At 26.4% G+C, this 13763-nt stretch carries 11 protein-coding genes; 3 read left to right on the top strand and 8 right to left on the bottom strand.

Annotated features, from left to right (window positions below):
• Positions 1–43: 43 nt before the first annotated feature.
• The 4 genes from GIL12_RS04965 to GIL12_RS04950 all read right to left on the bottom strand — a co-directional run bounded on the left by GIL12_RS04965 (position 44) and on the right by GIL12_RS04950 (position 4731).
• Entirely contained in the window at positions 44–703 is a 660-nt protein-coding gene (locus tag GIL12_RS04965) for a GntR family transcriptional regulator (RefSeq protein ID WP_163469285.1), read from the bottom strand.
• Between the two features lie 155 nt (positions 704–858).
• Entirely contained in the window at positions 859–1992 is a 1134-nt protein-coding gene (locus GIL12_RS04960; RefSeq protein WP_163469283.1) for a M20 family metallopeptidase, read from the bottom strand.
• A gap of 12 nt (positions 1993–2004) precedes the next feature.
• Complete coding sequence (locus GIL12_RS04955) at positions 2005–3210, bottom strand: amidohydrolase (RefSeq protein WP_163469281.1); 1206 nt, start codon at positions 3208–3210, stop codon at positions 2005–2007.
• A 9-nt stretch (positions 3211–3219) separates the two neighbouring features.
• On the bottom strand, positions 3220–4731 hold the full coding sequence (locus tag GIL12_RS04950) for an AbgT family transporter (protein ID WP_163469280.1): 1512 nt from the start codon (positions 4729–4731) through the stop codon (positions 3220–3222).
• A 230-nt stretch (positions 4732–4961) separates the two neighbouring features.
• Between GIL12_RS04950 and GIL12_RS04945 the strand changes: the two genes are divergently transcribed.
• Positions 4962–6161: a hypothetical protein gene (locus tag GIL12_RS04945; RefSeq protein ID WP_163469279.1), complete on the top strand. Its 1200-nt coding sequence runs from the start codon at positions 4962–4964 to the stop codon at positions 6159–6161.
• A 77-nt stretch (positions 6162–6238) separates the two neighbouring features.
• Here the strand turns inward: GIL12_RS04945 and GIL12_RS04940 are convergent, their stop codons facing one another.
• From GIL12_RS04940 to GIL12_RS04930, 3 genes are read right to left on the bottom strand one after another with little or no spacing between them, the layout of a single operon-like run.
• Positions 6239–6904, bottom strand: a complete 666-nt coding sequence (locus GIL12_RS04940; protein WP_163469278.1) for a haloacid dehalogenase type II — start codon at positions 6902–6904, stop codon at positions 6239–6241.
• Between the two features lie 4 nt (positions 6905–6908).
• Complete coding sequence (locus GIL12_RS04935) at positions 6909–7559, bottom strand: flavodoxin family protein (RefSeq protein ID WP_163469277.1); 651 nt, start codon at positions 7557–7559, stop codon at positions 6909–6911.
• 27 nt (positions 7560–7586) lie between these two features.
• Positions 7587–8153, bottom strand: coding sequence for a TetR/AcrR family transcriptional regulator (locus tag GIL12_RS04930; RefSeq protein ID WP_239056065.1), 567 nt, complete (start codon positions 8151–8153; stop codon positions 7587–7589).
• 165 nt (positions 8154–8318) lie between these two features.
• On the opposite strand from GIL12_RS04930, the gene GIL12_RS04925 reads away from it, so the two are divergent.
• Positions 8319–11480: a DEAD/DEAH box helicase family protein gene (locus tag GIL12_RS04925; RefSeq protein ID WP_163469275.1), complete on the top strand. Its 3162-nt coding sequence runs from the start codon at positions 8319–8321 to the stop codon at positions 11478–11480.
• A 134-nt stretch (positions 11481–11614) separates the two neighbouring features.
• Positions 11615–12478, top strand: a complete 864-nt coding sequence (locus tag GIL12_RS04920; RefSeq protein WP_255461024.1) for a MurR/RpiR family transcriptional regulator — start codon at positions 11615–11617, stop codon at positions 12476–12478.
• Between the two features lie 116 nt (positions 12479–12594).
• Here GIL12_RS04920 and GIL12_RS04915 read toward each other — a convergent pair whose 3' ends face one another.
• Positions 12595–13464 carry a DUF6282 family protein gene (locus GIL12_RS04915; RefSeq protein WP_163469274.1) on the bottom strand — a complete coding sequence of 290 codons (870 nt, stop codon included), beginning with the start codon at positions 13462–13464 and terminating at the stop codon, positions 12595–12597.
• Positions 13465–13763: the final 299 nt, after the last annotated feature.

Here is a 13763-nt window from a genome sequence, read left to right as displayed (position 1 = left end):
GTACATTAGATAGGATAGTTAATGTACAGCCTTTTATTTATATTTAATTTTGTTTTTCCCTAAAATATTTAAGAATTGATTCCTTTGATGCTAATAAATGATTTGTATTTAACTCTGAAAGTTTTCCTAAATTATTTTCTTCTAAATATTTTACTAATAATTTATGTTCTCCAAAAGCTTTTCGAACTCTTTTTTCATTTTTCAAAGAATTATTCCTTAATTTTGAAAGAATAAATGTATAATTTTTTAATATTTTTGTTGTAAATTTTAACCCTGAAAATTTATATAAAATCTCATTAAAGTTTTCAAAAAGTTTTCTTGCTTCGTCCAAATTACAAGATTCTATATAAAATTCTGTCAATTTTAAATTTTGATTTAATTTCTTTGTAATTTCATCTATTTTCCCATCTTTAATTATTTTTTTAAATATAAGATTTTCCAATGAAATTCTTATTTCTATTATTTCTTCTATACTTTCCTCATCAATATCCATTATCCCCATTCTTCCATTTGGATATCTTTCAACAATCCCTTCTATTTCTAATTTTTTTATAGCTTCTCTAAGAGGGGTCTTACTTATATTATATTTTTTACAATAATCTGATTCTACTATACTATCACCAAAATCTAATTTTCCTGAAAGAAAATTTTCCTTTATAACTTCATATATAGAATCACTCACATTTTTTCTATCTTTTACCATTTTTTTCTCCTAACATTTAAATATTTCTTCTAATTACCACTATTCTATCACACTTCAATTCTTTTGTTTATTTTATTTTTTAAAAATTAAAATAGTTAGATTCTCAATAATACAAAAATAAATCTCCACCCTTGAAAACAAAAGTGGAGATTTATTTATTTTAAAACTTCTAGTTTTAACATTATATCTCTAAATATTTTAAAACCTAATTCTAAAGCTCTTGGATCCATATCAAATGTTGCAGTATGAAGTGGGGAATTAAATTCCTCTGTTTTTATTCCTAACAAAAATAATAATCCTTCATTGCCATCTTGAAGATAAAAAGAAAAATCTTCAGAACCAGTTAGCCTTATATTATCAATAAATTTTTCCTTTGGAACAACTTCCTTTAAAACATTAAATAATTTTTCAGAATTAATTACTGGAGGATAAAAAGCTTTGAACATCATTTTGATTTTAATTCCGTAGGCTCTTTCAAATCCAGCATTAATTGCTTCAACTCTTTTTGTTAGAAACTCTATTAAATCTGTATTTGCAAATCTAATTGTTCCTAAAATTTCAACTTTTTCAGGAATAATATTTCTAACTTCACCTGCTTTAAAACTTCCAATTGTAAGTACAATAGGTTCTATTGGATCTATTTCCCTTGCAACTATTAATTGATAAGCTTCTATTAATTTTGCTCCTATATATATAGAATCTATTCCCTTATGAGGTTGAGCTCCATGGGCTCCTTTCCCTATAATTGTTATATCAAAATTTATATTTTGAAAGGAAATTGGTCCACAAATACATCCAATTTTTCCTTGTTCCACATCAGGAGCAACATGCAATGCAAATAATCCTTGAAATTTTTTCTCTTTAAAAAAATCAGAATTAGCTACTACTTGAGCTCCTCCCTTTCCTTCCTCTGCTGCTTGAAATATTAACATAACAGATTTTTCAAGAGTCTTACCACTTTTTATTTGTTCTTGTAACCATTTAGCTGTATAAAGTAAATTTGTAGTATGTCCATCATGACCACAAGCATGCATCATCCCTTCATTTATAGACTTGTATCCTTTGTCATTTAATTCTTTTATTGGAAGCCCATCTATATCTCCCCTAAATCCTACCCATATATCTTTTTTACCTTGAAATATAGCTAGTGTACTTGTTCCTATCTCAATATATTTAATATTTAGCTTTTTTAAAAAGTCCCTTATATATGCAGATGTTTTATGCTCATTAAATGCAATCTCTGGAATTTTATGTAAATCACTTCTAACTTTAATATAAAATTCATCCATACAAATTCTCCTTTAATCTTCTAAATTTTCAAATCTATCTAATATTATTTTGGTAAAAACCTTAATTCCATATTTTAAAGTAGCTTCATCTGCCATAAAATTTGGATTATGTAGTATACAATTTCCTCTATTCATATCTGATTCAGTTCCTATCCACATAAATACAGAGGGAACTTTTTTAGTTATAAAGGAGAAATCTTCTCCTCCAGGGGATGGATTCTTTTGTATTTCAATATTATCTTTACCTAATATTGGAGTAAGAGATTTTATAACTCCCTTTGAAAGCTCCAGATCATTATATATAAAATCATAACCATTTTTATATACTAATTCTCCTTTACATCCGTATGCAGAACAAATATCCTCTATGATTTTTTCAAGTCTCTCCTTTACAATTTTTGCTGAATTATCACTAAAAACTCTAACTGTTCCCTTAAATAAAGCATAATCAGCTATTACATTATATCTACTTCCACCTTCCATTTTCCCAATTGTAACAACAGCTGGTTCACCTGATTCTAAATTTCTACTTACAATTGTTTGGATAGCCATAATAACATTGGCTCCTGCAACTATTGCATCTCTACCTTGTGAAGGCATTGATCCATGACTGCTTTTCCCCTTAATATGAATTTCTATTGCATCTGACCTTGCATTTGCCACTCCTGGTCTAAATAAAATACTTCCAACAGGTTTATTATATACATGTAATGCATAAGCTTCATCAACAGTCGGATTTGTTAAGAGTCCATCAGCTATCATTTGTCTACTCCCACCAGTTGGAGAACATTCCTCTGCTGGTTGAAACATAAATTTAACATTCCCATTTAATTTTTCTTTAAATTTTGAAAGAACCATTGCTGTTCCAAGTACCATTGATGTATGCATATCATGGCCGCATGCATGCATAACTCCTTTATTTTTTGAAATAAATGATAATTTATTTTCTTCTTGAATTGGAAGGGCATCCATATCTCCTCTAATAAGAATAGTTTTCTTATTTTTTATTTCTTCATTTCCAAATAAATTAGCTACTATACCATTTTCTCCAATATTTTCTTTTATCTCTAAAGGTAATTTTTTTAATTCTTTTATAACCTGCCTTGGAGTTCTATCTTCAGAACCTCCAAGTTCAGGATGTTCATGCAAATCCCTTCTAAAATTAATTATTTCATCAATATAACTATCTATTACTTCTTCTATTTCAGAAAATTTCATAATTCCCTCCTAAATAAACATTGTTACTCCTGGTCCCAATGGAATATTTAAACCAAACCATACAATAGCTAGTATAATCCACATAATTAACATTCCTATTGAGTAAGGTAACATTAGTGAAATAATGGTTCCCATACCAGCATCCTCATCATATTCTTGAGCTAGGGCTAATACTATTGGCATATATGGAAATAGTGGAGATATAATGTTTGTTGTAGAATCTCCAACTCTATAAAGTACTTGTGTTAATGCTGGGTTGTATCCTAAGAAATAAAACATTGGAATAAAAATAGGTGCTAGTAAAGCCCATTTTGCTGATCCACTTCCTATAAATAGGTTTATAAAAGCTGTTAACAAAATAAAAGCAATAAATAAAGGTATTCCTGTAATATTCATACTTTTCAAGAAATCTGCCCCTGCAACAGCAATAACATATCCCATATTACTCCATTTAAAGAATGCTATAAATTGACCTATCATAAATACTAAAACTATATATGATGACATATCTTTTATTGCTAAACCCATATATTTTGGAACATCTGCTGAAGATTTTATCTTTCCAACAATAATCCCATAAGAAATACCAGATATTAAGAACAACACTAAAAGTAATGGTATAATTGATTTTAAAAATGGTGATCTTAGTAAAGAATGAGTTACTGAATTTCTAAAAAAACTATTTTTAGGATAAACTGCAGCTGTAATTAAAGCTATATATGCAAGAGTCCACATTCCAGCCACTCTTAATCCTTTTTTCTCTAGAGGACTAACCCCTTCTTGTTCCATTTTTTTACTTCCTTTGTATTCTCCAAGTCTTGGTTCTATAATTTTTTCAGAAATAAAAGTTCCTATAATTGCTAATAAAAATGTAGAAGCAATCATAAAATACCAGTTAGAAACTACAGATACAGACATATTTGGATTAACTATATGTACTGCCTCTGTGGAAATTCCTGATAATAATGCATCTGTTCCTGCAATTATTAAGTTTGCACTAAATCCAGCAGTTGTTGCTGCGTAACCTATGGCAATCCCTGCTAATGGATTTTTATTTAAAGATAAGAATATAAATGCGGATATAACTGGGATTACAACAATTGCTGCATCTGAAGCTATATTTCCACATATTCCAATCATCATTATCATGAAAGTTATAATTTTAGGAGAACTATTTAAAATAGTGTTTCTCATAAGAGCTGAAACAAAACCAACTTTTTCAGCAAGTCCAATACCTAAAGTCATTACTAAAACTAATCCTAATGGTGCAAAACCAGTGAAATTTTTAACTAAATTCTTTAGAATAAAAACAATTCCTTCACTTGACAGTAAATTTTTAATTCCTATCATTTTACCGCTAACTGGATCTAAAATTTCAACGCCAATCATATTACAAATAGTTGAAATAATTATAATTCCAAGAGTTAAAATACTAAATAGTATAAATGGATGAGGTATTTTATTTCCTGTTCTTTCTACCCAATCTAAAAATCCATGCTTCTTTTTCAGTGCTGTTCCCATAATTCTAACCTCCCTATTATTTTCAATCTTTTAAGACATTTTTTAAGACATGCTAAATATGTTTCTACGATTATATAGTACCGGCCCTTGTTTGTCAACACTTTTATTTTTTATTTCTCAATTTTTTAAATTTATACTAGTAATTTAAGCTAACATAGTGGACTATTTTCATTTTTTAGTATATAATTTAATAAAACTATATTTTTTAAAAAATACCTAGGAGGTATAGAATGCTAAAGTTACTCATATTAACTCCTGAAAACTCAAAAAATTATGTAAAAGAGGCTTTAATTGGGGTTGAAGAAAAAATAGAATATCTAATTTATGATGACTTGCTACAATTAAAGGATATTTATATAGAGGTTGCTCACAAATATGATGCTGTTATAACAAGTGGCCCCATAGGATATGAAATTATAACTACCAATGCTAAAGTAATAACTCCTGTATATTATATAGAAATAGACAAATATGAACTGTACAAATGTTTGTTTGATGTTTTAAGAAACAATTCTACAATTGATTTTTCAAAAGTATATATTGACTTTATATCTTCTTCTGAAAAAGAATATTGGTTAGAAGATACTTTCAAAGATAAAGATGAACCTATCTTTTGTCCATTGGACTATAGTAGCGTGGAGCTGTATAATACTCTTAAACAAAATTACATTAAATTTAAAAATGGAAAAAAAGTAAATTTAGTTATAACTAGAATAAGTAATATGCTTAAATTTTTAGAAAAAATAGATATGCCTTATATATTTTTATTTCCTTCTAAAAATACCATTAGAAAAGTTGTAGATTCAGCTATAATTGATTTAAAGGCAAAAAATTCAGTAAAGAAAGAAATAATATTAATTAAGCTCTTAGTTAAAAAAAATATTACAGAGGTTAGAAAAATACTAGCTAATAATTTCAATGGAATTATTAGTGAACCTAAGAAAAAAGAATTTGAAATACTCACTTTAAAAAAAGATTTTTATAGTTACCACATAGAAAAACTTTTAAAGAAGTTAGCTTCTTTTAATGTTAACATTGGTTTTGGTGGAGGAGCTAGCATAAATTTAGCAAGAATTTATGCTGAAAAATCCTATCAAAAAAATGTAGAATCTGATGGAACTGTTCTTTGTTTAATGGAAGAAAATAAGATTACAACTTTAAAAACTCTTATTGCAGATGAAGAGGATAACCTGTTAATTTTTGACAAGTTAAAAGAAATTAATATTACAGGTAAAAGGGCTCTTGGTTTAATTGAAGTTTTTAAAGCAAATAAAGCCATGTCAATAAAAGAATTAGCCAATTATTTAAGCACAACTGAAAGAACAGCTGCAAGAATACTTTTAAAATTAGAAAGTAATAATCTTGCTCAACATATTATTAAAAAAATTCCAAGAGGAAGACCACAAAAAAAATATATATTAACATTTTAAAAAACAGAATACACCTTGAGTATCAGAATTTTATCTAATACTCAAGGTGTATTTCCTTTTAATATATATTTCATTTGTTAATATTTAATTATTTTTTTTACTAATGAATAAAGATCTTTATCTTCTAAATCAGCCTTTGGATAGTAAGGATTAAATATTTCTTTTTTTCTCTTAATATAAGCTGTTTTCAAACCAATTTCTTTCGCTCCAAATAAATCCCAATCATGACATGCAATCATAAATACTTCTGATAGTAGTAATTGTTCTTTATTAATAACATCTTTATATATCAAATTAAATGGTTTATATTTTTTAACCATATCAACAGAGTAATAATTATCAATTAATGAAATTATCCCTGAATTTTTCAATTGTAAATTCATCATCTCTTTAGATGAATTTGAAATAATTATAATCTTAATTTTATTTTCCTTTAAAACATTCAAAGAAGCAATTACGTCTTCATAAACTCTAAGATCAGTGAATGTTCCTAAAATATCATTTTTTATATTTTCATTTATTTCTTTACTATTTTCATAAAATAGATTTTCAAGCTCTACTCTAGCTAATTCTGAAAAACTTGTGTATTTATTTAAACTTCCCACAACTACAGAAGAATGTAATAATTTTCTAAACCAATATTTCATAGCATATTCATTATCAAAATATTTATTAAATTTTTTACCTAATAAATCCATATTAAGTAATGTTTCATTTAAGTCAAAAAATACAGCTTTTATCATAATTTTATCCTTTCAAATTTTTTGATTTTTTAGTATATTCTTTTATTTTTTTTATAGCTTCATCTGTTCTAGAAATAGAAATTCTATTATTGCAAAATTCTTTTGGTCTAATTTCATCTGTTATTTTATCCACAACTCCGTGCTCTCTCACAACTTTTCCTACCTTGCAATTATGACCTTCTTTACATGTATAACATTGAGAAACTGCGTCTAATGTAAATTCATCAATTATATTACACTTATTACTTTCAACAAAAACTTTAGCTGCACTTAAAACATTACTATTTACAGTATTATTATATTCAACACTAAACAGTACAAAACCTTTATCTTGTAATATAAATTTTTCTCTATGTCTAAAGCAATAACATCTTTCTAATACTGCATGGGACAATCCATTCATAATATTATAATAATTTGGCATACCCATAACTATTATATCTGCTCTTTCCATAGCTTCTGCTATTTCTATAAAATCATCATTTACAATACATTTATTATTTTCAACACATCCTAAACAACTTATGCACCCATTGATTTTTTTCCCAGAAAGAGATATATATTCACTTTCCATACCACTTTCTTCTAAAATCTTTTTCACTGCATTAGCAGTTACCCCATCTTTTCTTGGACTACCTGATATTCCTAAAATCATTTTCCCCTCCATTTAAATGGTTAGCTATTAGATTAATAGCTCTTTAGTTAGTACTTCATAGAATTCTTCAACTGGTAAAATATTCTTTGCAACTTTTGCTCTAAGTAAAGCTCCTTGCCAGCTAATTAGTATAAAATCACCTAATATTTTAGCAGATACATTCTTTTTTAACATATTTTCTTTCTCAGCTATTATTAAATTTTTTACAATGACACTTTCTATTTTTTTGTGAAATTCATCTGCACGTTTTGATATATTCTCATTATTATTTCCAACTTCCTCAGATAAATTTCCAACAAAGCAACCGTATTCAACTCCTCTTTCTTCTAATATTTTTATTTTTTCTTTGTAAAAATTTTTTATCCTGTCCAAAGGTTTCAAATTATTATTTTCTAAATTTTCAACTAAATAATTAATATTTTCTTCATAAAAATCAATAGCATCTATGGCATATTGTTCTTTTCCTACAAAATAATTATAAAAAGATCCCTTTGGAATTCCAGCTGCATCTGTAATGTCTTTTACACTTGTTCCGTTATATCCATTGAGGTACATTAACCCAATAGATTTTTCAATTATCATATTTTTTTTCATATTTTTTTTATCCATGACTAATTATATGACCAGTCGGCTTATTTGTCAAGAAATTTATTTTATCACTAGTTATAAATAAGAAATTCACTATATAATCCCTTTATAAAATGTTGTATAATACCATTATATAAATTCAAATAAATACTACTAAATTAGGAGAATGCTATGGAGAAAATAGAAGTTGTTGCAGCAATATTAAAATATAAAGATAAATACTTTTGTGCTCAAAGAAAAAATTCAGGTCCTTTGGGAAAGAAATGGGAATTTCCAGGTGGAAAAATAGAAAGTGGAGAAGGACAAAAAGAAGCCTTAGCTAGAGAACTTTTTGAAGAATTAAACTTAAATATAAAAATTGGAGAATTTTTTAAAACTGTAGAACATGAATATGAAACCTTTACAATTATTATGCATTCATATTTATGTGAAATTGATTTTCAAAAAATAGAATTACTTGAACATTTAGATTCAAAGTGGCTAAATTTAGAAGAACTTCCTTTCTTAGACTGGGCTGAAGCTGATATTCCAATTGTTGAAGAATTAATTAATAGAAATGCTGTGAACAAATCACTTTTTAATAAATCAATAGAATCATTTACCTATAATCCATGTTTAGTAATTAATTCAAATACTAAAAATATAAAAGACAAAGTTATAGAACTTCTTAAATCTTCAAAAAGAGTTGATATAGCAGTAAGCTATGTAGTATGGTCAGGACTTTCACTTATTTATAAAGATTTAGAAAAATTAGATAGTAAAAGTAGAATATTAGTTACAACAGAAGGAATGGTCAGTGATCCTAGATCCTTAAAAAAGCTCTTGGAATTACCTCTTCAAGCTAAAATTTATTCTCCAACTTTAAATAATAAGGGTTTTCATTTAAAGGCTTATTTTGGTGAAAAACCCAATGAAAGTAAAATTATTATAGGAAGTTCTAATATTTCTGCTAGAGCTTTTGGATTAGCTCATGAAATGGTAGTGGAAATAAACACTAGTAATAATGGAGCACTTGTTGAGGAATATCACAAAATTTTTAATGATCTTTGGAATGATAGATGTTCACAGTTTATTACTAAAACTTTCATAGAGAAATATTCTAAAATGTTTTATGAAAAAAAAAGTCTAGATAAAAAAATATCTGAAGTTTTTTCCTTACATAAAATTACTCCTAATTATATGCAAGAAAAAGCTCTTTCAAAACTAGAAAGCTATCGAGAATATTCAAATAAAGGCCTTATTATCGCTGCCACTGGTACTGGTAAAACTTATCTTTCTGCATTTGATGTAAAACAAACAAAGGCAAAAAAAGTATTATTTTTAGTTCATAATCGTCTAATCCTTTCAAGTGCCTATGAAACCTATAAAAAAGTTTTTCCAAATAAGAATTTGCTTGAATTAAATTCTTTGAACATAGAAAAAATTAAAGATAGTCATATTATTTTTACCACTGATAAAACAGCTTATAATCATCTTTATAAAAAATATTCCAAAGAATACTTTGATTATATTATTTATGATGAAGCTCATAAAATTGGAGAAGATACTCACTATCATTCACTTATAAAATATTTTAATCCTAAATTTACCCTTGGAATTACAGCAACTCCAGAAAGAACAAAAGATCCTAAATTTTTATTTGAAATTTTTGAATATACAGTTCCATATGAAATTAGATTGCTCGATGCTATGAATCACCAATTGGTTTGCCCTTTTACTTATTATGGACTAAACCTTGAAAACAAGCTATTGGAAACTAATGAAAAATTTAATTATTCTGAATTAGGAAAATTTATGAAAAAGCAATTAATTGAAAAAGGATATTTTGGTAAGAAATTAAAGGGAATTGTTTTTTGTTCTAATATTTCAGAAGCTAAAGAAATAGCTAATACTTTCAATAATTTAGAAATAAAATCTAAAGCTATTACCAGCGAACATTCTTCAAGAGAAGAAACAGAAATTTATATAAAAAATTTAAAAGATGATACTAATCCTTTAAAACTTTTATGTGTGGTTAATCAATTTAATGAAGGGATTGATCTTCCTGAAATAAATGTTATTTTTATGATTAGAAACACCACTTCATCTATTATATATTTACAACAATTAGGAAGAGGGCTTAGAAAAACAGAAGATCCACATAAATATGTTACTGTCTTTGATATTATTGGAAATTCCAATAATAATTATTCCATTGCTGAAGTTTTAACTGGAAATTCAACAGCTGACAAAAGAGTATTGTTTAAAGAAGCTAATGAAGGTTTTCAATCAGTTTCTCAATTTATAAATGTTATTATAGAAGAAAAAGCTATTGAAAATATTATTAAGTCAATATCCAATAACTTTAAAGTGGAAACAAAATTAAAAGAAAAATTTAAAAATGAACTATACAGATTTAAAATTATTCCTTCACTTTCTGATCTATATAAGGATCCTAATTTTAAAGAGCTTAATCTTTTACAATTGCTGTGTAAAAATTTTTATGACCCTTTTATGGAATATTATATTAAAAAATATAATATCTCAAAAGATGATAAATTTTTAGATAAATTTTTTGGACTAATTACTCAATTTACCTTTAGAGGATACGATCAAGAAACGTTAAAAGAATACATCTCTCTATTAAAAGGAAATATTACTTTTAATAGAACCCTTATAGAAACTTTAATTCCTAAAAAAATAAACGGGAAAAAAACTGCTATTAACAGTGATTACTTTAAAAAGGGAAATAATTTTATAGATATTTTTAAATATGAAAAAGGATTATCTTTAATAAATGAAATAATAATTGAATTAAAAAGAAAAAATGCCTATAGCCTTTTTCTAGAACATATTGATTTATTCTGTGAGCTATCAAAAAGGAAGTCTTATAAAATGAAACCCTTTGAGTTAGTTAATAAAGGAGAATTCCTTTTCAATAAAAATGCAAATGATTGTTATATGAATGCTGTTGGAGAAAGAATAGATCACATTCAAAAAAGATTTTATTGTATTATTAACATCAGTAAAAAAGATACCTTTCATAATAACTATATTGATAACAAAAAAAGAATTGTATATATGACTCAAGAATCCTCTAGTAAGGAAAAAGCTGAAGAAAAAATAACTTTAATAAAAAATGGATATAAATTATTTATTTGTGCTAAATTTCCGCATCTAGGTTATGGTAATACCTCTTATTTTAATTTAGGAGATCTTCACGTTGATGAAATATCCACTGTAATACTCCATTCAACTAAAGATGGACATAGATCGAAGTTTAATCATAAAATTTTTTTGAGACTGGAAAATAAAATTCCTGAGGAATTAACTCAATACAAAAATAATGTTTAATTGTTTGAAAAAATTTAAAAATATATTCTTAAGTTTTTTTGACTAAAATATTATTACAATGTTATAATGAACTTAATTAGTTTAATATTTTATAACAAAGGAGGATAACATAATTAATTTATGTTTAAATAACCATGGATATAATAGAAAAGATTATGGAAATTAAAGATGTTGTACCAAAAAAACAAAAATTATTATGTGACTATATCGTTCTAAATCACAAAGAAATTGGAATGATGACTGCTGCTGAGGTTGCCGTGGCTGCTGGAGTTGCTACCACTACAGTAATGAGATTTATGAAATTACTTAAATTTGAATCTTATAATGATTTTAAAAATGCTTTTTTAGAATATTCACTAAAAAATACTATGTCTTCTTACGGAAGTATAAAAGAAAATTTTAAACATATTATTAAAGGAGAAGGGTCAGACCCTCTAACTACTACTTGCTATGAAACTATTCATACAATAGAAAATTTTATAACTCCTAAGAATATTGAAGAAATAAATAATGCCATAGAACTGATGATTAAATCTAAATGGATAAATCTACTAGGACTTAGATCTTCTAGACCTATAAGTTTATACATGGAGGCTGCTGTTAATAGATTTTATCCTAAAGTAAAGCAACTTAGCACTGATGACAGCTATCTTTACGACCGAGCCTTAAGAATTGATAAAAATGAAGTATTGGTCGTATTTTCAATTTGGCCTTGTACTAGAAAAACAGTTAAGTTGTCTGAAATTTGCCATAAGCGAAAAATACCAATTATATTAGTTACAAATACAACCTTAAATCCAATTGCAAAATTTGCTGATATAGTAATCGATACTAATTCTGTTCAAAGTCCACTTGGAAATTTGCCTGCTTTTGTAATTGTTGAAACTTTAGTTGCTGAATTAGCTAAACAAACAATTTCTGAATCAACTAAGAATATTGAAAAATTAGAAAATGATTTAGATGATTTAGACTTGTTTATCTGGGAATCTAAAGTTTAAAAATTATTTAATAAAATGCCTCTCTTATCTTAATTATCTAAGATAAAAGGGGCACTTTTTTAATATATTTAATTTAATGACAATAAATTAAAATTTACTATATTACATAGCTTTTTTTATTTTGACAATCTATTTACAATTAATTTGGGCACTTCGTGAGACATTATTCTAATTTCTTCTTCTGTAAATCCTTCTTCAAGTAAAACTTCCATGAATTTCATCATTCCATAAACTGGAGTTTCAAAACCTTTTTGTCCCCTATCTGTTGAAAGATAAACATTCTCAATTCCTGCATTTCTAATATTACTTGCCATTTCTTTTGCTGTAACTGAATGTTCTGCAATGTTGAGCCAATTTTTTTCTATTAAAACTCCTAAAGTGGCTAAATATTTTTGAGTCTTTCCATCAATCATTGTTCTTTGCCATTCAGGATGAGTAAGAATCATATTAACACCTAACCTTCTACCCTCTTCACATAATAATATAGACTCTTCAATGCTTAAATGTCCTGTCGCTAAATAGCTGTTATATTTTTTCATTATTTTAAATATCTCATAAATTTCTTTTTTCAACTTTCCTTTTTTTTCTAATATTGAAATTCCAGATCTTTTAAAAAAATCTCCAGGCATATCTCCATATTTTAAACAATTTTCAGAATCTCTTGTTGGCATCCATACAATTATAGCTCCAGTTTTCAAAGCATTTTCAACAGCAAATGGGTTGAGACCACCGTTTGGCCAATTTAATACTATTCCTCCATAGACTCTAGTTTTTAAATTACTCTTTAAATTTACTAAAGCTGCTCTTGATTGAGTAGGCTCATAATGACTTTTTATTAAAACCCCTTCCATTTTAAATTCGTTTGCTTCTGTAACTAAATCAAAATCATCTAAAGCTCGATTGAAAGCTGAAGGTTCAGTATGAGTATGAAGATCATAAGCTCCTTCTAGCAGTCTTTCTACAATACACTTATTTTTTTCTTTCATAATTAAGCTCCTTTTTATATTTTTATCATCAAAAGAAACCAAATATAAAAAGGAATTTTTGCAAAGAAAAAATCTTTACCTAAAATTATCATAACATAATCTACAATATAAATAAATATTTTAAAATTTATTTAAACTATTTTCGCAAGATAACTTCCCGAAAAAAGAAAAGAAAGAACCATTAAAAAGTTTTTAAAAACTTTTTTAAAATAAAAAGGTTTGACAAATTCTTTTAACTGTGATTTAATAGATGTATCAAAAGAAACTAAATATGAAAATGAAGATAATTCAAACAAGGA

The organism is Fusobacterium sp. IOR10, assembly GCF_010367435.1.
In the GTDB taxonomy this organism is placed as follows: domain Bacteria; phylum Fusobacteriota; class Fusobacteriia; order Fusobacteriales; family Fusobacteriaceae; genus Fusobacterium_B.
Note: the sequence above shows the minus strand (reverse complement) of the source record. Positions and strands in the feature narration are given on the sequence as shown.